The sequence below is a fragment of the Myxococcus sp. NMCA1 genome (genome assembly GCF_026810205.1).
Lineage (GTDB): Bacteria > Myxococcota > Myxococcia > Myxococcales > Myxococcaceae > Myxococcus > Myxococcus xanthus_A.
This window is the reverse complement of the sequence record NZ_CP113950.1, coordinates 396,844-419,003: the sequence shown is the minus strand read 5'-3', so window position 1 is coordinate 419,003 and position 22,160 is coordinate 396,844. Positions and strand designations below refer to the sequence as shown.

The 22,160-nt window shown below is 68.3% G+C and carries 22 protein-coding genes and 2 tRNA genes; 12 read left to right on the top strand and 12 right to left on the bottom strand.

Features of this window, described 5'->3' with window-relative positions; translation table 11 throughout:
- Positions 1–4 precede the first annotated feature (4 nt).
- The 3 genes from OZ403_RS01830 to OZ403_RS01820 all read right to left on the bottom strand — a co-directional run bounded on the left by OZ403_RS01830 (position 5) and on the right by OZ403_RS01820 (position 430).
- Positions 5–78: transfer RNA gene (locus OZ403_RS01830), tRNA-Leu, on the bottom strand.
- Between the two features lie 37 nt (positions 79–115).
- A tRNA-Gly gene (locus OZ403_RS01825) sits at positions 116–187 on the bottom strand.
- Between the two features lie 96 nt (positions 188–283).
- Positions 284–430, bottom strand: coding sequence for a hypothetical protein (locus tag OZ403_RS01820; protein WP_011550518.1), 147 nt, complete (start codon positions 428–430; stop codon positions 284–286).
- A 156-nt stretch (positions 431–586) separates the two neighbouring features.
- Here OZ403_RS01820 and OZ403_RS01815 point away from each other — a divergent pair, with 156 nt between their 5' ends.
- From OZ403_RS01815 to OZ403_RS01805, 3 genes are all read left to right on the top strand, one after another.
- Entirely contained in the window at positions 587–1,948 is a 1,362-nt protein-coding gene (locus OZ403_RS01815; protein ID WP_140873050.1) for a PPC domain-containing protein, read from the top strand.
- A 142-nt stretch (positions 1,949–2,090) separates the two neighbouring features.
- A complete protein-coding gene (mgtE, locus tag OZ403_RS01810) occupies positions 2,091–3,416 on the top strand; it encodes a magnesium transporter (protein ID WP_140786811.1) in 1,326 nt (441 codons plus the stop codon).
- Positions 3,417–3,460: 44 nt separating this feature from the next.
- Positions 3,461–4,375, top strand: a complete 915-nt coding sequence (locus tag OZ403_RS01805; protein ID WP_140786810.1) for a DUF6929 family protein — start codon at positions 3,461–3,463, stop codon at positions 4,373–4,375.
- Positions 4,376–4,395: 20 nt separating this feature from the next.
- Here OZ403_RS01805 and OZ403_RS01800 read toward each other — a convergent pair whose 3' ends face one another.
- Entirely contained in the window at positions 4,396–5,301 is a 906-nt protein-coding gene (locus tag OZ403_RS01800) for a tetratricopeptide repeat protein (RefSeq protein ID WP_140786809.1), read from the bottom strand.
- Entirely contained in the window at positions 5,301–5,591 is a 291-nt protein-coding gene (locus OZ403_RS01795) for a hypothetical protein (RefSeq protein WP_140786808.1), read from the bottom strand. Before OZ403_RS01795 ends, OZ403_RS01800 begins: the two co-directional genes overlap by 1 nt.
- Before the next feature lie 195 nt (positions 5,592–5,786).
- Here OZ403_RS01795 and OZ403_RS01790 point away from each other — a divergent pair, with 195 nt between their 5' ends.
- Entirely contained in the window at positions 5,787–6,614 is an 828-nt protein-coding gene (locus OZ403_RS01790; RefSeq protein ID WP_140786807.1) for an SDR family NAD(P)-dependent oxidoreductase, read from the top strand.
- 6 nt (positions 6,615–6,620) lie between these two features.
- Here the strand turns inward: OZ403_RS01790 and OZ403_RS01785 are convergent, their stop codons facing one another.
- A complete protein-coding gene (locus OZ403_RS01785; RefSeq protein WP_268783314.1) occupies positions 6,621–6,974 on the bottom strand; it encodes a hypothetical protein in 354 nt (117 codons plus the stop codon).
- 45 nt (positions 6,975–7,019) lie between these two features.
- On the opposite strand from OZ403_RS01785, the gene OZ403_RS01780 reads away from it, so the two are divergent.
- Positions 7,020–7,382, top strand: coding sequence for a LytTR family DNA-binding domain-containing protein (locus OZ403_RS01780; protein WP_268783313.1), 363 nt, complete (start codon positions 7,020–7,022; stop codon positions 7,380–7,382).
- Here OZ403_RS01780 and OZ403_RS01775 read toward each other — a convergent pair.
- The 5 genes from OZ403_RS01775 to lspA (OZ403_RS01755) form a co-directional block, all read right to left on the bottom strand.
- Positions 7,298–7,684, bottom strand: a complete 387-nt coding sequence (locus OZ403_RS01775; RefSeq protein WP_090486774.1) for a hypothetical protein — start codon at positions 7,682–7,684, stop codon at positions 7,298–7,300. The two genes, OZ403_RS01780 and OZ403_RS01775, sit on opposite strands and share 85 nt — an antisense overlap.
- Positions 7,685–7,914: 230 nt before the next feature.
- A complete protein-coding gene (locus tag OZ403_RS01770; protein WP_140786804.1) occupies positions 7,915–9,087 on the bottom strand; it encodes an MXAN_5187 C-terminal domain-containing protein in 1,173 nt (390 codons plus the stop codon).
- Positions 9,088–9,128: 41 nt separating this feature from the next.
- Positions 9,129–10,433 (bottom strand): prolipoprotein diacylglyceryl transferase, encoded by a 1,305-nt coding sequence (locus OZ403_RS01765; RefSeq protein WP_268783312.1) that lies wholly within the window; start codon positions 10,431–10,433, stop codon positions 9,129–9,131.
- Between the two features lie 88 nt (positions 10,434–10,521).
- The gene (gene lspA / locus OZ403_RS01760) at positions 10,522–11,130 is read right to left on the bottom strand and encodes a signal peptidase II (RefSeq protein WP_140786802.1); all 609 of its coding nucleotides are present in this window, start codon (positions 11,128–11,130) and stop codon (positions 10,522–10,524) included.
- A 33-nt stretch (positions 11,131–11,163) separates the two neighbouring features.
- Positions 11,164–11,760: a signal peptidase II gene (lspA, locus tag OZ403_RS01755; protein WP_140786801.1), complete on the bottom strand. Its 597-nt coding sequence runs from the start codon at positions 11,758–11,760 to the stop codon at positions 11,164–11,166.
- A 141-nt stretch (positions 11,761–11,901) separates the two neighbouring features.
- Between lspA (OZ403_RS01755) and OZ403_RS01750 the strand changes: the two genes are divergently transcribed.
- Positions 11,902–12,255, top strand: a complete 354-nt coding sequence (locus OZ403_RS01750) for a hypothetical protein (protein WP_140786800.1) — start codon at positions 11,902–11,904, stop codon at positions 12,253–12,255.
- 58 nt (positions 12,256–12,313) lie between these two features.
- On the opposite strand, the gene OZ403_RS01745 is transcribed toward OZ403_RS01750, so the two are convergent.
- Positions 12,314–13,711, bottom strand: a complete 1,398-nt coding sequence (locus tag OZ403_RS01745; protein WP_268783311.1) for an endonuclease/exonuclease/phosphatase family protein — start codon at positions 13,709–13,711, stop codon at positions 12,314–12,316.
- Between the two features lie 237 nt (positions 13,712–13,948).
- Here OZ403_RS01745 and OZ403_RS01740 point away from each other — a divergent pair, with 237 nt between their 5' ends.
- The 6 genes from OZ403_RS01740 (at position 13,949) to OZ403_RS01715 (ending at position 22,160) form a co-directional block, all read left to right on the top strand.
- Complete coding sequence (locus OZ403_RS01740) at positions 13,949–14,707, top strand: Mut7-C RNAse domain-containing protein (RefSeq protein ID WP_174258607.1); 759 nt, start codon at positions 13,949–13,951, stop codon at positions 14,705–14,707.
- A gap of 239 nt (positions 14,708–14,946) precedes the next feature.
- Positions 14,947–15,672 (top strand): type II secretion system protein, encoded by a 726-nt coding sequence (locus OZ403_RS01735; protein ID WP_174259170.1) that lies wholly within the window; start codon positions 14,947–14,949, stop codon positions 15,670–15,672.
- Positions 15,669–16,142, top strand: a complete 474-nt coding sequence (locus OZ403_RS01730) for a c-type cytochrome (RefSeq protein ID WP_140873043.1) — start codon at positions 15,669–15,671, stop codon at positions 16,140–16,142. Before OZ403_RS01735 ends, OZ403_RS01730 begins: the two co-directional genes overlap by 4 nt.
- The gene (locus OZ403_RS01725; RefSeq protein ID WP_268783310.1) at positions 16,142–20,392 is read left to right on the top strand and encodes a DUF4114 domain-containing protein; all 4,251 of its coding nucleotides are present in this window, start codon (positions 16,142–16,144) and stop codon (positions 20,390–20,392) included. The genes OZ403_RS01730 and OZ403_RS01725 overlap by 1 nt, the downstream gene beginning before the upstream one ends.
- A 5-nt stretch (positions 20,393–20,397) precedes the next feature.
- Positions 20,398–20,922 (top strand): type IV pilus modification PilV family protein, encoded by a 525-nt coding sequence (locus OZ403_RS01720; protein WP_268784844.1) that lies wholly within the window; start codon positions 20,398–20,400, stop codon positions 20,920–20,922.
- Positions 20,919–22,160, top strand: a complete 1,242-nt coding sequence (locus OZ403_RS01715; protein ID WP_268783309.1) for a PilW family protein — start codon at positions 20,919–20,921, stop codon at positions 22,158–22,160. Before OZ403_RS01720 ends, OZ403_RS01715 begins: the two co-directional genes overlap by 4 nt.

Sequence of the window (22,160 nt, the reverse complement as noted above, 5' to 3'; positions counted from 1 at the left end):
AACTTGCCGCGGGCGGGATTCGAACCCGCACCCTCTGCATTCTGAGTGCAGCGCCTCTACCAGTTGGGCTACCGCGGCGTTATTCGATGACGGCAACCCGGGTGGGCTGCCGGAAAGCGGTCGACGGGATTCGAACCCGTGTCCACCTGGATGGCGACCAGGGGCCTGACCACTCGGCCACGACCGCATGTGCTGCGACGACCCGGAAAAGAAAGAGGCCGGGTTCCCTTGGGGAGCCCGGCCTCTGGCCTGCCATGCCACGTCGATGGACGGGCGAAAGGCGTCAGAGTCCGGGCCATCTACCGCCAATGGGTAGACCGGGCAGCACGGGAGCGGGCAGCAGGGCGACGGGCGCGAGCACGCCGATGCCGATGACAGTGTCGTTCAAGGTGTCGGGATTCATCGGGCTCGTCAGGTTCGTCGTCTGCATGTCACCGCTCCTTTCTGTGAAAAATGACGCGCTGGAAGCGCGGGGCCTGACATGGCGCCACGCCTGTCACCGGCCCGGCCCACGGATGGGGTAAGAAGGCCCCGGAGCCTGCGCCGCCTCCCCCTGGCCGAGGTCACCCGGGCGGCGCACCCCTCGATGAAGACCGTTCCCTGCCTGCTCGCATGGTCCGCGATGCTGTCCCTGTCCGGGTGTGCGGACACCGGCGATGACTGCGGCCTCGTCCCTCTTCCAGGTGGCATGGGGCAGAGCCCGCCCCTGCTATCGCTGGAGGTCCCCGCGGAGCTCCACGTCCAACCGAGCATGAACTTCACCTGTGAGGGCCCCGACACCTCCCAGGTCCCCGACAGCATCACGGCGGAGGTGTTCGACCCGAACAACCACACCGTGGCCTCAGAGGCGTCCCTCACCGGCAATGGACAGGCGGCCACCGTCCGCTTCACCCCGACGACCACCGGACGCCACCATGTCCGCGTCGCCTTCGCACCGGTGGGCAGCCTCCAGCAGTTCGGAGCCTACGTGTCACGCGCATGGACCGGAGGAGGTCCGACGGTGCTCCCGCTGCCCCGCTGCACGCAACTGGACCGCACCACGCATGGCACCTGGCTGTGTGACGGCGTGGCGGTGCACGCGGCGAACGGAACCCAGACGCCACTCGGCGGCGTCTCCGGCATGCCCGACGTGGCCGTCGCGGGAAATGTCGTCTGGGTCGTGGGCGAGGACAGGGTGCGCCGCTTCGTCGACACCGGCTCGGAACTCGAGCTCACCGGCTCGCTCCTGCTCAACCAGCGCGACACGGTGAAGGTCATCCAGAGCCGGCTCGCCACCGCGGATGAGCTGTGGGTGCTCGACTCGGAGCGCCTGCACCGCTTCGCCTTCACCCCAGAAGGCGTCGTCACCGGTGCCGCCCCCACGCCGTGGGGACGGGTCAACCAGCTGCCCTTCGGCGTCGACATGGTGCTGGGCCTGCTCGTGCGTCTGGGCCCCGACACGGTCAGCGTCATCCAGGCGACGCAGGACCCCGACAGCCGCGCGTGCACGTTCCGGCTGGGCCCGGACGGGGCCTTCGTCGCCTCGGAGGCGCCGTGCCAGCGCCTGCCGGGCGTGCCAGCGGGCATCGAGGACGGCGCGGTGTGGACCCGCGTGGACTCACTGCTCCTGCCGCAGCCAGGACAGACGTTGTACCGATGGGCCGCGGTGGATGGCGCGCTGACCGAACGAGGCACCCTGGTGGTGGACGCGCCACTCGAGCTGGTGAGCGCGCCCCTCCGCCCTGGCTTCGCAATCCCCTTCATCCAGTGGCGGCAATCACGCGTCGGCTCCGCCGTGCCCGTGCCACCCGAGTCACAGGGCCCGCTGGGACTGGAGCTGCTGCCGGGCAACGCTGACCTGTCTCCCGGACTGCGGACCCTCTCTCCGCGCTTCTACTGGGAGGCCGGCGGCGGGCAGGGTCTCGGTGGCACGCGGGTATACGAACGGCGTGCGTCTCCGTTGAAATAACGAGACGGTTGGGGCACACACGGAAGGAAAAGCGCGAAATGTCGCCTGCCTGCCTCTCGCGATACCTGGCCTTCCGGGTGTAGAGAGGCCGGCGCGCCGCGGCACCACGCGCTCCACCCGACACGCCCGGAGGTGAGCCCCCATGATGGAAAGCCCCCAGAGCGCCGCGCTCTCCATGGAGGAACTGCACGAGGCGTGGCCCGTGCTCTCCATCGATGAGCGGCTGGAGGGCTTCCGGCTGCTTCCCGCTTCGGTGGCGGACGACTTCTTCCTGGCGTTGTCGGCGCGTGAGCAGGCGGAGCTCATCCTCCACCTTCAGCCGGCCGAGCGACGGACCTGGGTCCGGCTGCTGCCCCCGGACGACCTGGCCGACCTGGTACAAGCGGTGGAGCCCGAGCAGGCGGAGTCCATCCTCTCGCAGCTCGACGACGCCAGCCGCCGCGAAGTCAACGTGCTCCTGGCCTACGCGGAGGACGACGCTGGCGGTCTGATGAATCCGCGCTTCGCACGCGTGCGGCCGGACATGTCCATCGACGAGGCCATCAGCTACCTGCGCAAGCAGGCGCGGGAGCGGGTGGAGACCGTCTACTACGCCTATGTGCTCGACGCCGAACAGCACCTGCTGGGCGTGCTGTCCCTGCGTCAGCTCTTCCAGACGGCCAGCGACAAGCGCGTGGCGGACGTCATGCAGCGCGACGTCATCACCGTGTCGGAAGACACCGACCAGGAGGCCGTGAGCCGACTGTTCACCGAGCACGGCTTCATGGCCCTGCCCGTGCTCGACGTCCAGCAACGGATGAAGGGCATCGTCACGGTGGACGACATCGTCGACGTCGTCCAGGAAGAGGCCACCGAGGACATCCAGAAGGCCGGCGGTATGGAGGCCCTGGAGGCGCCCTACTTCGAGACCGGCTTCTTCGGCATGTTGAAGAAGCGCATCGGCTGGCTGCTGGTGCTCTTCCTGGGGCAGATGCTCACCGCCACCGCGATGAGCAGCTTCGAGGACGAAATCGCCACCGCCGTGGTGCTGAGCCTCTTCGTGCCGCTCATCATCTCCTCGGGCGGCAACTCCGGCAGTCAGGCCTCCACGCTCATCATCCGCTCGCTCGCGCTGGGCGAGATGCGACTGAGGGACTGGTGGCGCGTGGCTCGCCGAGAGCTGCTCTCCGGCCTGGTGCTGGGCGTGGTGCTGGGTGTGGTGGGCCTGGCGCGCATCCTCATCTGGAACTCCATCTCCGGCGTCTACGGGGAACACGCCTTGGTGCTGGGCATCACCGTCGCCCTGTCCGTGCTGGGCGTCGTGACGTTCGGCACCCTGGCCGGCTCCATGCTGCCCTTAGTGCTGCGAAAGTTCGGCTTCGACCCCGCGAGCGCCTCCGCTCCCTTCGTGGCCACACTGGTGGACGTTAGCGGCGTCCTCATCTACTTCACCGTCGCCAGCCTCCTGCTGCGCGGTACGCTGCTCTGAAGCACCGGGGCCCGTGAGGCCGCGGCTTCGCGGGAGACACGGCCATGCTTCACCTGACCCCACGGCGCACCCTCGACCTGGAGGCGCCCGTCGCTCCAGGACGTCCTGCGCACGTCACTGTCTTGAGCGGACTGGTCCGCGCGGGCGACTGGCTCTACACCGTCGCGGACGAGCCGCTGAACCTGGCCGCGTTCCCCCTGTCGGGGGCAAGTCCCGGGCATGGCGTGGCGCTCTTCGCGAACCACCAGCCCGACGAGCCCGTCTCCCTCAAGTCGTCGCATCCCGACTTGGAAGTGCCATGTCTGCTCGCGCCCCAGGGCAGCTCGCCCCACGGTTCGCTGCTGGTGCTGCCGTCGGGCCTCTCCGCAGGCAGGCAGCGCGGCGCGCTGGTCGCCCTGGGCGCGGACGGCACCCTGGCGGGAGACGCCCGGGCGGTGGACGTCACGGCGCTGTACACCCAAATCAGCCGGGAGTTCGGACCGCTCCGTATCGCCGGGGCGGCGATGTCGGGCGGACTGCTGCGGCTGCTCCAGCGCGGCAGCGGCGAGCCCGGCACCGACGCACTGGTGGACCTGGACGCGGAGCGGGTGCTGCGCGGACTGGAAGCCGGCGCGCTGGGCCCGGACGTGGTGCGCATGACGCGCCGCTGGGAGCTGGGACAGGCCGGAGGCATGCGGCTGTCCTTCACGGCGGCATCGCCGCTTCCCGGCGGGCGGATGGTCTTCACCGCGACCGCGGAGAGCACCGGCCCGACGGCAACCGTGGGCGGCTCCGTCGTGGGCGTGCTGGCGCCGGATGGCTCGCCGCAGTTCCTCGACGCGCTGGAGGGCCACATGACGGTGACGGGCGTGGATGCCCGGGTGGAACAGGGGCGCGTGCGGCTGCTCCTGGCGGCCCTCTCCGAAGATGGGGCGGGCCCCGCGAACCTGCTGGAAGCGACGCTGGACGTCCCGGCGTAGGGCGGCGTGTCCGCCCCGCGTCAGTCGTGCTCGTGCGCGGCTTCCTCGGGGCGGCCCCCGACGGCTTCCAGCGACGTACGCGCCGGGCGGACGCGGTCGAAGGCCACCTCGCGCTGCCCCACGCCCGCGGCCGTGGTGTTGGCGATGCGCCGACGCGCCCTCGCGATGTAGTCCTGCACCAGCGCGGGGTCGGGGTGCGTCTTCAGCGCATCCACCCACGTCTCGATGGCCTTCTCATTCTCTCCGGCGTCGGCGCGCAGCTTGCCCATCTCGAAGAGGGCGTGCGGCGCCAGCTCGGAGTCCGGGAAGCGCGTGCGCAGGTCCGCGAAGGTGCGGGAGGCCTCCTGGCGGCGGCCCTCCATCATCGCGATGGCCTGGGCCTGGAGGTACAGGGCGTCATCCACGTAGGCGCTCGTGGGGAAGCGCTCCATGACACGGCGGGTCTCCAGCTCGCACTGCTGATAGTCGCCCAGCTCGAAGTAGAGCTTGGTGACCAGGTAGTGCAGCTCCGCGCCCTGCGGTGGATTGAGCTTGAGGGCCGCGGTGAGCTGGTCGATAGCGCCGCGCAGGTCGCGGTAATGCACGCGCAGCAGGTCCGCCAGGATGATGCGGGACTCGAGCGCCTCCGGCGACTCGGGGCACTGCTGGATGAGCTCGCGGTAGACGCCCACCGCCTCCTTCACCTTGCGCTGCTCCAGCCAGTAGACATCCGCGGCCCCCTTGAGGGCGCGCGCGCGGAGCACCAGCGCCTCCGGCGAGGAGTCGTGGCGAAGCGCGTCGAAGGCCTTGCGGTACTCGACGAGCGCCTCGTCGGGCCGCTTCTCGTAGGTGGCGTCACGGGCCCGCTGGAGATGGTCCACGGGCTTGTCCCGGCACGCCGTGGCGGCCAGGGACAGCACGGCGAGCGCGAGCCGCAAGGACTTCATCAGTCGCAGGCCTCCGGCGTCACGGTGACGCACTTCGTGTCCTGACAGCGGACGCAGACTTCCACCGGCGAGACGTCGGTGACGCAGACGTTGACGCGCGAGGTGCGCGGGCAGTCCTCGGACGTGACGCAGCGGTAGGGCTCCCCGCCATCACGCGTGATGTCGCTGGCCGTCGAGCCACAGACTTCCAAGTCGTTGCATCCGAAGAGGCCCACCGCGATGGCGGCGAACGCTCCGCACAAGGCGCGTCTCACGGCGGCGGTTCTACCCGGATTCGCCCGCGTCGTCACTGACGCCCCGCTTGCTTGCCTGGCTCATTGGCACCGCGGAGGAGCCTCGTTCTCGATTCTGGGACAGGGATGTCAGGTGTGTCATGGAGCACCCGGTGTCAGGGCCGTTCTGGGCGCTCGCGTCAAGGCGCCGCCGGGGAGATGGCGGCGAAGGCAGCGGTGGAGACATGCTGGGCCATTGCAGCAACGACACCCATGACCCTTCCATCCCATCCAAGAGCCGTCATCACCGGAGCAGGCAGCGGCCTGGGCCGCGCGCTCTGCGAGGAGCTCGCACGCAGGCGGGCCCGCGTGCTCGTCACCGACATCAACGCAACCTCCGCCGAGGAGACGGCGCTGCACGTCACCCGCGCGGGAGGCGAAGCCCACGTCCATGTCTGTGACGTCACCGAGCCGGCCCAGGTCGAAGCCATGGCCGACGCCGCGCAGCGGGTCCTGGGCGGCGTGGACCTGCTGGTCAACAACGCGGGCGTCGTCAGCGCGGGCCCGGTGGGCGAGCTGTCGCTCTCCGAATGGAAGCGCGTGCTGGACATCAACCTGTGGGGCGTCATCCACGGCTGCCATGTCTTCGTCCCCCGGATGCGCAGGCAGGGGTCCGGCCACATCCTCAACATCGCCTCCGCGGCGGGGCTCGTGTACGTGCCTGACCTGGCGGCCTACAACGTGTCCAAGGCGGGCGTGGTCGCGCTCTCCGAAACACTCCACGCCGAACTGAAGGCCACCGGCATCGGCGTCACCGTGGCGTGCCCCAGCTTCTTTCGCACCCGAATCGCCAGCGCGGGCCACTACACCAACGACACGCTTCGAACCCTCGCCGGCATGATGCTGGATGAAGCCCGCGTGGGCCCGGAGGTCGTCGCGCACAGGCTCCTGAAGGCCGTGGATGCGCGAAGCCTCTACACCGTCCCCATGGCGGATGCGCGCTGGGGCTGGCGCCTGCGCCGCATGTCCCCCAGCCTCTTCCTCCGCGCCGTCGCCGCGATGGACCGCTCCGCTCGCGCGTGGCTTCTGCGACGACGCTGAGCCCCTTCACGGCGCTGGCCGACAGCGGCCGCGCTCGATGAGGCTCGGCGGCAGCATCCCGTCCTCGCCCGGTTTGCAGATGGGCTGCATCAAGGTGCGCGCCTCGCCCTCACGTCCCTGGCGCATCAGCACCATGGCCAGTTCCTCGTGGAGGATGAGCGGCAGCGCCGTCCCCGCGAAGAAGTGCACCAGGATGTGCTTCTGCGCGACCGCCACGCGCAGCTCCGACTCCGCGAACATCTCCGGCGCGAAGCCCTGCTCGGCCAGCAGCTTGCGCACCAGGTACACCGCGAAGGGCTCGCTCGCCTGTGCGTCCGTGGCATTGGACGGGCCCTCTTGAGGCCGCGGGGGTTCGGGCATCGGCGGCACGGACAGACACCGGGTGCGCCGCTGGAGCGGGTGTTCGTGAAGGATGGTGAGCGCTTCTGGCGGGTGCAGCTCGCGCAGGTTCCGCTCATCACCTCCGAGGGAAACTACGCGCGGCTGACGTTGGATGGGCACGAGCCGCTGCGACTGCGCTCGCTGACCTCTCTGGAGGAGCGGCTGGACCCGGCGCGTTGCTTCCGCTCCAGCCGCCAGCACCGCATCAACCTGGACTTCATCGAGTCCCTGGAGCCTGCTGGGCCCAGCGGCACGCTGGTGGCGCGCCTGCGCAGTGGCCGCGAGGTGGAGATGTCCCGCCGTCAGTTGTTGCCGCGCGGCGCCTTGCCGGAGGTGAGCACCGCCTTGTCCACCGAGGCGACACCACTGCCGCGCCGCTTGAGCTGACGCGCGCGGTCCTCCTGCTTCTTGTAGTGCTTCATCATCGCGACCATGTGCGGGTCGGACGTCTCGCAGTGCAGCTGCGTCACCTGCTGGTGGCGGCGGCCAAGCTCCTGCCACGTCTGGAGCATGGCCTGGTTGCCCAGGAGCCGCTCCTCGACGGAGTCGAGCACCGCGTCCATCGCCTCGCCTTCGGCCTCCAGCGCCGCGAGACGCTCCTGAGCCTCCTGAGAGGGCGACATGCACCCCGTGCCCAGGGAGAGTCCCATCACCATGGAAAGCCCGAGCCACCTCCGCCGAATCCCCACGTCGCCTCCCGCAGTGTCTCGCGCCGCCCACCGGCCGCTTACGCGAAACGCAAGCTAGGGAGGCACCCCCGGGGCGACAACCCGCTCAAGCAGCAGAGGCAGTCGTTTTTTCAGCAGGCGACGGTTCCCGACACTGGCGGCGCGGGGGGCAGGTCGGCGGCGGAAGGGGGTGCTCGCACACCGGCGTCCAGCCAACGACGTGCGGACGCCCGCGCACTGTCCGGTGACGTCTACTTCGGCACGGCCTTGAGCGACGCCTTGCCGTCCTTGATGACGACCTTGAACTCCACCGCCTTCGCGTTGTGCTGCTTGAGCAGCTCCGGCACCTGCTTGCGCAACGTGGCCGCCACCGACTCGTAGGACAGCTTCGACGTGTCCTCCTGGCAGCGGCGCTTCGCGGTGACGTACGCGTCGTAGACGGCACGCAGCTTGTCGTCCGACATCCCGCCGCCGCTCGCCGAGGGAGGCCGTGCCGCCGTGGCGGGAGGTGGCATCGAAGCGGGCCGCGACGACGGAGGGATGCTGCCGGCCGCGCCCGTTCCGGGGGCCTTCGACGGGGGAGGCATGCTCCCGGTGCCGGTGGCCACGGGCCGCGACGGAGGCGGCGTGCTGGCCACGACGCCCGGTGCCTTCGCCGCCATGCCCGGCGGCGCCACCGACGTGCCGTGGGCGGGCGTGCCAGCCACCGCGGACGTCACGGTGGGCAGGCCGCGCGGCGGTGTCCCCGCCACGGGCGCCACGGAAGGAATGCCCGTCAGCGGCGCCACGGCGGGGGTGCCTCGCAGCGGCGTGCTTCCCACCGCGGGCGTGAGGGGCGCGATGGCGGGCATCAGCGGCGCGACCGCGGGCGTGCCCTTCGACGGCGTTCCACCCGTGGCCTGGAGATAGCTGGTGGCCACCTGCGGCTCATTGACGGGACGGGGGCGGCTCAACTCCTCCACCTCCTCGAAGTCCATGTCGGAGATGTCCTCCGGCAGCTCGACCACGCCCTTCTGGCCCACCGCGCCCGTCGCGCTGGCCTTCCGGCCCTCCGCGCGGCGGCGCGCCTTGAAGACATCCCGGCGATAGGTGCCCGCTTCGATTTCCTGGAGCGTGCGCACCCACAGCCGTTCGTACGTGAGGAACTTGTTGTACAGGCTGGCGACGCGGAACTTGGCGGAGGTGCTGCGGATGAACGCGCCCTTCAGCTTGTTCATCCGCTTCTTGAGGTCTTCGTGAGCACGCGACGGCGCCTGACGCTCGTAGCCCAGGAAGTACTGTTCATAGAGGTTGCGGAGGACGGCGACCTCCGCCTCCAGGACTTCGCACTCCTGGAGGACGGCCTCGCTGGAGCCGGGGTCGGCCGAGGTGGACCTGCCAGCGAAGCTCTTGGAAGCGGACTGTCGGGCGTCGGGGGGCGGCATGACTCCTCAGAGTGTCCCCAAGAGGCCCGCGCGATTCAACCTCACGCAGCCGAGGGGGTAGGCCCCAGGCTTGCCGCCTCGCTCTCCCGGCGGCGGCCCTTCTGGGCGAGCAGCACCGCGCCAAAGGTGAACATGCACAGGGAGATGAACTGGCTGGTGGAGACATTGTACCACGCCTCCAGGGGCACCGCCGCCGCCAACTCCCCCGCCCCCAGCGACTGGAGCAGGCCGTGCAGGGTGCCGCGCTCCACGTCCCCTCGGAACAGCTCCACCGTGCTCCGCAGCACCGCGTAGGCCATCAGCCAGAACGCCAGGACGTGGCCATGGAAGCGGCGGTAGCGCCGGGCGTACAGCAGCCCCACGAACAGCACCAACTGCCCGACGGACTCGAAGAGCTGGGTGGGGTACACCCCCAGGGTGTGGCCCTGCTGCGCCACCCAGTCTGAGATGCGCACCGCGCCAGGCGCGGCGTGGTGGAAGATTTCACCCGTAGCCTCCACGACGTACCGCGTGTCCTGGAGCTGGGACGAATACGCCAGGCTGGACGTGTTGCCGAGCCCGCCCAGGAGGTCCTGCGCCACCCCGTTGCCGGGGAAGTGCACCGCGGTGGCGGCATGCGCGGGCGCCACGTCCCCCCAGCAACACCCCGCGCTGAAGCACCCCAGGCGGCCCAGGCACTGGCCCAGCGACACGGTGGGGATGCACACGTCGGCGAGGCGCCAGAAGTCCAGGCCATACATCCGCGCGAACACGAATGCGGCCACGGACGCGCCAATCAAGCCGCCGTAGAAGACGAGCCCTCCGCCCAGGGAGAGCACCTGCGTCCAGTCACGGGCGTAGTCCTGCCAGTTCACGAGCACGAAGAGCAGCCGGCTCCCGCCGATACCGCCGAGCAGAATCCAGACCGTCATGTCCATGATCTGCTCGCGCTTCTTCGGCCCCTCCACGTCCACCCACGCCCCATCCTTCAGCTCCAGCGTGCGCCATTCGTCCTGCGCCAGCCGGCCCGCCACCGTCACCGCGGTGGTGAAGCCCAGGGCCAGCAGCAGGCCATAGGTGTGCACGGGGATGCCCTCGCCCTTGGCGCCCGGAAAGGCCCCGGGCGGCAGCGCGTACTGCAGGGCGAACCAGGCCAGCACCGCGCCCACGACGCCATACCCCGCGGCCCGCAGCAGCCTGTCTTGCGAGGACACTGGCGCTCGCGTGCCCGTCCGGGCATCCAACTCACCCTCGGCGCTGCGCCAGCCGTTGAAGACGACGTAGCCCACCGTGCCCGCGGCCATCGCGTACAGCAGGAGCTGCGACCAGAGCGAAGTGAAGGTGAGGTGGACGAGGACGGGGAGCATGGCAACGAAGGCTACCCTCGTTGCTCAGGCGGGACGACATGCATGCGCGCATCCGGGCCCGCCCGGCTGCTCGGCCCGATTCGGCGGACTACGCCTGGGTGGGGGCCTGGGCCGGCTTCTCCTTGCGGACGAAGGAGTCGACGATGAGCATGCCCACGCCAATGCAGATGGCCGCGTCGGCGACGTTGAAGGACGGGAAGGTCGCCTTGTCGAACCAGTGGGCCTCAAGGAAGTCGATGACGAAGGCCCGGGCGACGCGGTCGATGTAGTTGCCCAGCGCGCCGCCCAGCACCAGCGGCAGCCCCCACAGCGCCCACTTCTCTTCCGGGTCCGTGCCGGTCAGCTTGCGGAAGTTGAAGGTGATGAGGATGAGCGCGCCAATGATGGCCACGTGGAAGAGCGGCCCCCGCGCCTCCGGCGGCATGCTCCGGAACATGCCCCACGCGGCACCCGGGTTCTCCAGGTAGCGGATGCGGAAGAACGACTCCGAAATCTCGATGTGCCGCCGGGGCTGATAGTGCATCCCCGTGAAGCCCTTGGGGGGCGGCTCGGAGTACATCGCGGCCAGGCGCTCGCCCAGGCTCTCCTTGCCTTCCATCTGGGTGGTCAGCTCGCGGACGACGAGGTACTTCGTCCACTGGTCGAGCACGATGACGCCAAGGGTGACGGCGAGGAGGATGATGTATTTGCGCGGCACGGGCCGGGACTTACACCAGCCGCCGCCCGCCCGTCACGGATTGGGGGTTTTCGCCGTCCGCAGCGAGTCCAGCAGCAAGAGGGCCACGCCCACGCTGATGGCCACGTCCGCCACGTTGAAGGTCGGCCAGCGCATCCCCGGCTGGTTGCGCCAGTGCCAGTCGATGAAGTCGATGACGTAGCCCCGCAGCAACCGGTCCACGAAGTTGCCCAGCGCTCCGCCCGTCACCAGCGCCAGGGACACCCGGGCCAGCCGCTGCTCCATGGGCGTGCGCCGGTACATCACGAAGATGAAGCCCATGGCCACCAGGCTCACCACGAGGAAGAAGAGGCGCCGCACGCCCTCGGGCATGTCGCCGAAGATGCCCCAGGCCGCGCCCGGGTTCTCCACGTAGCGGAAGTGCCAGTAGTCCTCGATGAAGCGATAGGGCCGCAACACCCGGTACGACCCATCCTCGGGCGGCGGGCGGTTGTCCAGGTTCTGCTCGGTGACGAAGCCCGTCACCCGCGCCAGGCCTTCCCGCCCATCCAGGGCATCCGTCAGCCGAGAGACAGCCAGGTACTTGGTCACCTGGTCTGCGGCGAGCACCGCGACAATCACGAGGAGGACGAATCGATGGGAGACTTTCATGTCGCGCGCCCTCCTCTATCCCGCTCCCCGGAGTCCTGACAACGAAGAGTGCCCACCCGCCCCTTCCTTGTCCGCTCGCTCCATTTCCCGGCCAGCACGGGTTTGGGGCATGGTGTCACCATGCCGCCTGTTGAGCCCGACGTGAATCCTTCAGTCTCCGACACGCCCCCACCCACCGAGGCCGCGGCCAAGCCAGCGAAGCCCTCGCTGATGGCCCGCTTCAAGAACCTGATGCTCGAATACGGGCCGCTGGCGCTGGTGGTGAACTACGTCATCTTCGGCCTGGTGGTCGTGGGCTTCTACGCCGCCATCGAGTTCGGCTTCCAGCCCAGCAGCACCGGCGAAAAGGCGGGTAGCTGGGCGGCGGCCTACGCGGCGTCGCAGGTGGTGAAGCCGCTGCGACTGGCCGCGGTGTTCGTGCTCACGCCGCTCATCGCCCGGATTCCTCCCGTGGCGCGCTTCATCGAGCGGAACAAGCACAAGTGGAGCTTCTGAGCCGAGGCCCGCGGCGGCCCAGGATGGCCGCCGCGAACCCGCCAGAAAGGGCGTCCCCTCAGAAGTTGGGGACGAGGAAGTCCTTCACCACGCCCATGTGCTGCATGTTGGAGGCGCTGCTGTCGCCGGACTGCACCGGGGAAATCTCCGACAGCGGCCGGTAGGTGCGGCTGTCGAGCACCAGCCCGTTGGGGAAGGTGCTGGAGCCGATGACGGTCGCCTGCTGGTACTGGCGCAGGTCCTGGTCCACCAGAACCTGGTCGTAGGGCTTGTTGCGGTTGCGGTTGGTGCCCGTGCTGCCGTTGTGGTCCGCCGGGTGCGGACCCGCCGTCGTCACGACCTGCCGGAAGGTGGCGAAGCAGGCCTCGCTGAAGCTGTCCGTGTTCAGGTCGCCGCCGATGACGAGGTAGTCGTCCTCGGGAACCTGCGAGCGGACCTGATTGACGATGGCCTGCGCCTCCGCGTTGCGGTTGCTGGAGCTGGACGTGAGCAGGTGCACACTCACCGCCCAGAGGTCGCGGGGACCGGGGATGTCGATGCGCGCCCAGGCGAAGTCCCGGTTGGACACGCGCGGGTCGGGCCACTGGCCGGACTCGATGATGGGCCAGCGGCTGATGACGCCATTGGGAATCTGCGCGCCCGTCTCACGGGAGTAGTGGAAACCCGGCGCGATCTGGTCCACCAGCGAGCGGAGTTCCGACGCCGAGTTGTTCCCGTAGTTGAACTCCTGCATCAGCACGATGTCCGGGTCCACGCCCTTGATGAGACGGATGCCGTGCCCCGGGTCGTAGGACTGGTAGTTGCCACTGCTGAGGTTGGACGCCATCACCCGGATGGGGGTGTGGCCCGCGTCCGTGCCCGCGTCGGTGCCGGCATCCGTGCCCGCGTCCGTACCGGCATCCGTGCCCGCGTCGGTCCCCGCGTCCGTACCGGCATCCGTGCCCGCGTCGGGCTCGGTGCCAGCATCCGGCTCCGGGTCCACGCCCGCGTCCGGCTCGGTGCCAGCATCCGGCTCCGGGTCCACGCCCGCGTCTTCTTCCTGGGTGCCGCCGTCATCGGTGGTCGTGCCGCCATCATCCAGGGCGCCGCCGTCCGTCTCCTCGTTCGAGCCGCCGTCCACGCCCGCGTCGGTCGGCACGCACGCGTTGCTCGGCACGCAGTGGCCGCCCTCGGCACTGTCTCCGGACGAGGGGCAGCAGATCGCATCCGGGTGCTCGCACGCGGTCTGCGGATCACAGGCCCGGACGCACAGGTGGCGGTCATGGGACGCGACGAAGATGCAGGATTCGTCCTGCGAGCAGTCTTCCCTCGCGCCCTCGGGGCTGCACTCCGTCCAGAGAACCCCTCCGTCCTCCAGCGGTTGCGGCACCTGAGGCGGGTTGCCCTCACCACACGCCAGGGAAAGAATTGTGAGCGAAACCGCCGCGCACAGGAGAGAGGTGAGCGTCTTCTTCATGCTGTCGGACTCTGGAGTCGAGAGGGGGGAAATCGCCGGCGACACCCAGGTGCGGACGGCGGCGGGAGTATAGAAACCCTCGATGTGACAACTCTGTGACTTATGGCACGGCTGCACGATTTTATCTACGCAGTCCCCCCAAACCCTCACGGGAAGTCTGGCGGACCCGGCACGGCAGTCGCAGAAACATCCCCGTGAAGCACGGAGGGCCGCGACACCGCGGGCCGGAGGGTGGACATGGAACAGCCGAAGGCCCAGGTGACGATGCGCTTCCATGGCGCACTGAACGACTTCCTGTCCCCCGAGCACCGGCATCAGGCGTTCCGCCACGCGCTGCAAGGCCGCCCGTCGGTGAAGGACCTCATCGAGTCCCTGGGTCCGCCCCACCCCGAAGTGGACGTGGTGCGCGTGGATGGAGAGGCCGTGGACTTCACGCACCGGGTGCAGCCGGGCTCGAGCGTAGAGGTCTACCCCGCGTCCATGGACGAGGCGCCCGGCGTCCGGGTGGGGCCTCCGCTCCAGGACACGCCCCGCTTCGTGCTCGACGTGGGGCTGGGACGGCTCGTGGGGTTCTTGCGGATGCTGGGCTTCGACGCCCTGTGGCGCAACGACTTCGCGGACGACACGCTCGCGCGGCTCTCACATGACGAGGACCGAGTCCTCCTCTCGCGCGACATCGGAGTGCTCAAGCGCGGCGAAGTCCTGCGTGGCTACTTCCCCCGCTCGACGGACCCGGCGGAGCAGCTGATTGAGGTGGTGCGCCGCTACGGGCTGACGTCCCGCATGCATCCCTTCTCACGCTGCGTCGCCTGCAACGCCGCGCTGACCTCCGCCGAGCCGTCCGAGGTGGCCGGCCGCATCCCCGAGCGCGTGGCGGAGCGGCACTCGCGCTTCCAGCAGTGTCCGGACTGCCAGCGCGTCTACTGGGCCGGCACGCACCACCAGCGAATGCAGGCCCTGGTGGACCGGCTGCGCGAGCTCGAAGGCGCCCCGTAGGCGTCCGGTTTGCTCAGAACATTGGAACCCGAGAAGTCACCAGGTCGTAACGGAAACTCCGCAAGTAATTGCAACTCCGCAACTCTTGCGAGGTCTCCTGAGACCCAACCCTGAAGTGCGATCCAAACGTTGCCCACGAGTTCCGGCCAGTTACAGTGCCGCCGCTCAGGCACGGCATTTGCCTAGTGACGAACACTGGCATCGCCCTCAAGGGCCAGAGTCCAAGGGAGTCCCGCGACATGGTGCAACGTCCCACAGCCCGACGGCGGCAAGGTGGCTTCACGCTGCTGCTCGCCATGGGCGTCGTCACGATGGTCACCCTCGCGGTGCTCCTCAGCTACGGCGTGGTGAGCCGCGAGGCGGAAGTCCAGGGTGACGGCCGCCGCTACAAGGAGGCGTACTTCGCGGCGGAGGCGGGACTGGCCGAGGGGCGCGAGGCGATGCGCATCCGGCTGGGGAGGAATCAGATGTACAACGACGCCCTCACCAGCATGGTGCAGGTCAACGAGCCAGGCCTGAACGGCGGAGCCCGGCCATACCTGGAGGTCCTCCCAGGCCCCGGCGGCCCTGGCACGTGGAACTCGCTGGCCATCAATGCCGCGGACCTTGCCCCTGGGGAGCGACAGAGTCCTGGCGGCGAGGCCTATGCGGCCTTCCCTCTTCAGCAGAACGTGCGCTACCGCGTGTTCGTTCGCGATGACGAAGACGACAACGGCGCCCCCGACGGGCTGACGGACCTCAACGGGCAGGTCTGGCTCATCGCCGTGGGCGAGGTGGTGGGCCCCGAGGGCAGCCGTCCCACGCGGGCGGTCATCCAGACACTCATCGCCAACGAGAACGCGCCTGCCGTCACCAGCCCCGGCACCGAGATGACGGGGGGCGGCTCCGACAACACCTACAACAGCGGGGGCAGTTCGCCCACCACCCGTGACAGGGTCACGACGCTCCAATCCGGCACCCCATGAAAAGACTTTCCCTGTTATCGCTCTTGCTGGTGCCTGGCCTGGCCGTTGGCGCCGCGAATGAAGGCAAGCTGGCCTTCGACAAGGCCTGTGCCCGCTGCCACGTCATCACGCCTCAGGCCCAGGGCAGCAGCGGCAAGAACGCGACCGCCGCGAAGAAGCCCGCCCCCATCAAGAAACGCGGCCGAAACATTGATTTGGGTCCCCTCGTTCCTCAGCGCACCCCCGAGCAACTTCGCACGTGGATCGCGGGCCCCACCCAGCTCAACCCCAAGACGACCTGCGACACGCGCCTGCTGCCCGCGGCCGACCGGGACCTGCTCATCAACTACCTGGCGGTCAGCATCCATCCGACTCCGCCTTCGCGTGAGGAGCTGCTGCGTCAGCAGCTCAAGGAAGACCTCGCCGCGAGCCGTGCGCAGAAGCAACGCAAGGCCAATGACTCGTCCCGCCGTTCCCAGGGGAAGAAGTGATGCGCACCCTTATCCAGACGCTCGCTGCGTTCGCATTGCTGGCCGCGCCGGTCGCCTATGCCCAGGCGGCCTCGGAAACCCCGGCCAAGTTGTGCGAAGACCAGCTCGACCAGAACAAACAGCCGGAGTTCAGTGATGAGAACCTGGAGATCCAGGCGTCGACCATGCTCATCACCGAGGACAATCCAGCCCGGCTCCAGCTCAACACGAACCGCACGGCGCTGAACTCCGAGCACATCTTCTTCCCGTTCGACCAGAACGTCACCATCAGCTACGTGTACGAGTCCGCCGGTGCCTCGCACTCGCTCGGCTATGTCTACATGGACGACCTGCGAGAGCGCGGGTACGTCGATGCCAACGGCAACCTGCTCGACACCAACAACAACGGCATCCTGGATCTGCACGAGGACCTGTTCAACCTCGCGCCCCGGAGCGGCGCCAAGTCCCGCCCCTATATCGGCGGTGCCCGCCGCTGTACGCGAAACTTCACCTCGGACGGAGAGACGTACAACCAGCCTGAGCTGGCGATGAACGCGGGTTGCGGCAACACGTTCCAGGAGAACATCAACCTGGCGGATGCCCGGCCCGGCCTCGGCGGCGAATGGAATCGGACAGACCAGATTGGCGACTTCGCCTCGGGTACCATCACCGATCTCAGCTTCTCTGATGGAGGACTCTTCCCCCACCTGCCCAACCTCTTGGAGCCCCCCTCGGTGGCCAACGGCAACATGGGATTGGGGCGAATGGTGTTCCTGCTCGCCGACGATGACGACGGCTACGCCACCTACCGGGACCTGGCGCCCGTGAAGGATGAAGGCGACTTCTCAGAAGGCATCCCGGACTACGACGTCTCCGCGTATGACCCGCGAGGCCTGCCGCGCGCCACCAATCCGGACACTGGCATCACGGCCTATGACCGAACCGTGGACATGGGAATGATTGAAGGTGGCAAGGAAGTCATCTTCTTCATCGCCGTCTATTACCAGAGCAACCATGGCCCCCGCGAAGGCTATGTCTTCCCCTGCCTGAAGCAGGACCCGGATGGCCGGTGCGCGCTGCACCTGCGCACGTCCATCAACGTCTTCTTCTCCAAGTCCGCTTGGAACATGGACCAGAACCCCGAGGGCGGCTCGGTTGTCGCCGAGCGCAACATCGGGTGCCAGTATCTGGAGGGCTGCAACCGGGACAACCCCGCCAGCACGCCCGCGCAGGCCTGCCGGGTCCAGGGCACCAACGAGTACTACTGCGGCTGGCTGGACGGTCCCATCGACGAGTGGGGCACCACGCTGTACCGCCTGGCGAACGACGAACTCTACGGCAACCTCGTGATGCCCATGGAGAAGGTGACGATTCCCCGTCCCCCGGGCGTGCGCAACCCCATGCCTCACGTCATCGTGGGCGCCCCCACCACGGACCCCTTCCGCTGGATTCTGGGCTTCGAGGACATCCCCGGCGGTGGTGACCGCGACTTCAACGACGTGGTGTTCGTCGTCAACAAGCAGAACGGCGGTAGCACGCGCTCGGCCACGGTGTCCGGCGACCTCTCGCCAGACATCGCCAACGACTTCGTCATCACCAAGGTGCGCTTCAAGCGCCAGGACGACTTCGCGCCCCACCCGCGCACATGCACCGGTGGAGCGCCCTGCTTCTCCGAGGATGTCGCGGGCGCCTGCACGCCGGAGGATGGCCCCGCGCCCACCATCACCTATTCGCTGGCGGTGGACTGCCGTATCTGTGAGCCCAATCCGGACACGGGCGCGATGGAGTGCGTCCCCAACCCGGAGCAGCCCACCTGGTTCCCGGTGGTCTTCCCCGAGACGACGCCGCCCACCCAGGAGGTGGAGCTGGACATCATGTCCATGGGCTTCACGGGCTCCCAGCTCTGCTGGAAGGTGGACATCACCAGCCCCAACGAGCTGTGCCGCCCCATCATCGATGACGTCGAGGTGGGCTATCAGGCCGTCCGTGCCGGCAGCTACTCGCGCGCCTCCCCGTCCACGGTGGGTAACGCCATCGTCTGGGGCGTGAACGAGACACCGGGCAGCGCCTGGGGCCGGGCCGGCACCTGGCCAGGCAACGGCATGCCGGCGCCGGGGGTCCGGGCCTATGACGGCAACAAGGACTTCACGGTCCGCGGGCGACTCCACTTCCGCACGCTCTATGACCCGGAGAACCCCGTCAGCGGCACCGCTGGCGAGAGGGAACGCTGGGACGCGGGCCGGGTGATGGCGCTGTCCTTTGGCACAAGCGGAAGCGGCTCCGACCCGCTCGATCGAAAGCTCTTCACGATGAACGAGTCGGGCAACCGCAGCACGATCTCCGACCTGATGACAGACACGAGCAGCACCAGCCCGCTCTTCCCGGACGCGCTCTGCGACCTGGAGCGAAACGGCCGGTACCTGTACGACCTCAACAACGACGGCAAGTGCGGCACGCCCTCCATCACCGCTCCCGATAAACACGTGGCGGGCCCCGCCAACGATCGCAACTTCTTCAGGGAGTGGCTGTATGGCTGGGAGAACCGCCTCAACGGCAGCCACCGTCGGCCCTGGGCGTTGGGTGGCATCAACATGTCCACCGTCGCCATCAGCGTGCCGCCGTACCTCAACAACTGGGCCCTGAACGCTCGCGCGGGAGAGATGGACCTGTACCGCCGCAACTTCATGGAGCCGCTGGCCGAACGGCCGACGGTGGCCTACGTCGGCACCATGAACGGGTACCTGCACGCCTTCGATGCGGGCGCGTTCCGCAACTCCACCCACGACGAGTGCCTTCCGAATTCGCCCCAGGTACGCGGCTACTTCGACACCACCGGAACGTGTGCGGCCACAGGCAGCATCAATCAGCGGAACTATGGCTCAGGCGCTGATCGCTTCACGTACATGCCGCGCATGCTGCTGGAGCGCTATCGCAACCTCTACGTGCGCTTCAATGGCTCGGGCAACCTGGCCAGGCCCGCGATGGATGCCTCACCCAGCCTCGCCAACGTGGACTTCGGCATCAATGGGGAGTTCGAGTGGAAGCCCATGACCTCCGCGTCAAAGACGGAGGGCGCCAAGACGGTGCTCGTCAGCGCGTCCGGAAAGAACAGCCCCGCCGTCGTCGCGCTCGACATCACCAACCCCAATGACGCCTGGTACCCCCTGCCGCTCTGGGAGTTCAACCTCCGCGACACCAGCATCGACCACGCGTTCTCCACGGCGAAGCTGGCCGACCCCAGCGTCGAAATCCCGGACAACTCTGGCTCGAGCCATGCGCCCTCGATTGGCCGCCTGAAGTGGGGCTCGGAGGCAGAGGGGAAGTGGGCCGCCATCGTGGGCACGGATTACGTTCCGGCGTCGCCGACGCACGCCGGTGCGCTCTATCTCATCGACCTGAAGACGGGGCAGCCGCTCAACTTCGGCGCGTCGCCCGGCGGAGCCAGGGCCGGCATCATCACCCTGGACCGGGGCTCCGGCATTGCCGCGGAGACCGCACTGGTGGACATCGACCGCGATGGTAACTACGACGTCATGTACGTGCCCACCACGGCGGGCAGCGTCTACCGCATCAATCTGGACCAGGTGAGTACCGGTGGACCGCTGGGTCGCAAGGTGAAGACCTGCAGGATTGCCAGTGCGCCGTACACGCTGGCGAGCCACCCGGACGCCGCGACGGGACAGGACCCCATCTACCAGCAGATTCACTCCAACCTGGGTGTGAACGTCCTCCGCAACGGGGGCAGCCCCGTGGTGCGCTTCTACTTCGGCACGGGAGACAACCCGGACGAGTTCTCCGATGGTCCGCCGAACAAGGACAGCTACCGCTACCATCTGCTGGCCTTCGAGGATTCCGACCCCACCGGCCGGGAGGCGTGCGAACTGCTGGAGCCCCTGTGGGTGCAGAAACTGGACCCGGGCCAGGCGGTGTGGGGTGGCGTGGCCCTGGCGGCAGACAAGGTCTATGCGACCACCGCCGTGGGCGCCGCGGCGGACATCTGCAACCTGAGCGAGACCGAGAGTGGCCGCTACTACGAGTCCGGACTGCTTCCGGATGGCAACAACCCGCCCGCCATGACCAGCGCGTCGCTCGGCGGGCATGCGGTGAATGCGCCCGTGGTGCATGACGGGCACATCTTCATTCCCAAGGCCCAGGGCGACGTCGACGTGTTGGGCGATGGAACCTACAACACCGGCTCCATCGCTGGCGGGGCGGCACGCTCGAAGGTGCTCATCTACGCCCCCAGCCCGGACGGGAGGATTCAGCAGTGAATTCCATGAAGCGGCGCCAGCACTCCCGGGGCATCACGCTCCTGGAGGTGCTGGCCACCATGGCCATCCTGCTGCTGGGCATCGGCGCGGCGATGCTGGTCGTGACCCAGACCAGCTACTCCAACCGCCGCAGCCTCAGCGCGACGCAGGCGCAGCTCATCGCCGAGCAGGCCCTGGAGAACATCACCATGCTGGGCTGCTCACTGGACCCGCCGTGCCTCAATCTGGTGGGCCTGGATGAGACCTTCACCGTCTTCCAGACGAGCGCGGGGGAGCTGAGCCGCGTGGCGCCCGCGAACCCGGAGGTCATCGCGCGCGCGTACCAGGTCGTCGTGGATGTGGACCTCCCCTCGCAAGTCACCACCATCGAGCCAGGCTCCGTCGTTCCAGCGGACCTCACCCGAGACCTGGTCCCAGGGACTCCCGACTCCCGGGGGAACGTCGCCCACGTGCGCGTCGTGGTGAGCTGGCAGGAACAGGAGCGCAGCGACCGTCAGGTGGTGATGCTTCAGACGAGGGTGGCTCCGTGAAGCGTTATTCCATGCGGATTCAGCGCAGGGCCCGCCGCGGCTTCACGTTGCTCGAGGTGATGATTGCGAGCGCCATTGGCCTCATCGTGCTTGGAGCGGGCCTGGTGGCCGCCATGCAGATGCAGCGCCGTGCTCACTTCGAGGAACAGACGATGATGGCCCAGGTCACCGGGCGCACGGTGAAGGAGTTGATTGCCGCTGACCTTCAACGCGCCGGCGCGGGCATGGGGAACAGCCGCATCACGTTCCACGACATGCGTGTGCAGACGGCGATCCAGGTGTGGACCGAGCCGGACCTGGCGGCGGCGGACGCAACTCGCCCCTTTCCCGAGGATCCGGGCTTCGCGCTCCCTCCCGCGGGCCCACTTGAAGAATCCGTGTCGGACGTGCTGCAGCTTCACTGGGGGGACACACGCGGCATGGTCACGATGGCGCCGTGCGGTGGCCCTCCTCCTCCGGCGACGGGCACCGCGCGTTCCGGTGTTCAGGGCTTCTGCACGTCCATGAACCCGTCCACAAGGCTCCAGCCCACGACCTCCCCGTGGGTTCCCGCCTTCGTCGTCAATCCCAACAAGGACATCGCGTGCCATGTGCGCGTCACCAATGTGGACACGGGCAGCAACGTCATCACGGCTGAGCCAGGATTCGGCACGGACAATACAAACAACGGTCCCTGTGTGGAGCCGGCTGACTCGAGATGGAACGTCGATGATCCCCGTGAGGATACCTGGCGCATCATGCAGGCCCAGAGCGCGACCTACCGGGTGAACTGGGCCAGTGGAACTCCGACGCTGGAGTACCTGGGCCCGAGCGCGGCGAACTGGGTGGTCTTGAGTCGGGATGTCGAGCGCCTCAAGGTGCGGCTGGGTGTCGCGGCCATCGCAGAGCCGTTCGGCGGCATGCGCTGGTTCCCGGATGCACTGAACGGTCGGCCCTTTCCCTTGGATGCATGCACCATCGACAATTGTCCCATCGAAGTGCATCCATCGGAGCCTGGCGCGCCCACAACGAACGATGAATTGCGCCTCCGCTTGAGGCAACGCATCCGCGAGGTGGAGGTCACCCTGGTCGTCCGCACGCCGCGGCCGGACCGCGAGGCCTTCAACCCGGATGAGCCCATCCGCCTGGACGCGGAAGAATTCCCGATTGACGGCTTCAAGCGACGCACCTTCACCTTCCGGGTGACGCTCCGGAACTTCGCGGCAGGCAGCCTGCAGCCCCGCCTGACGGAAAATTGA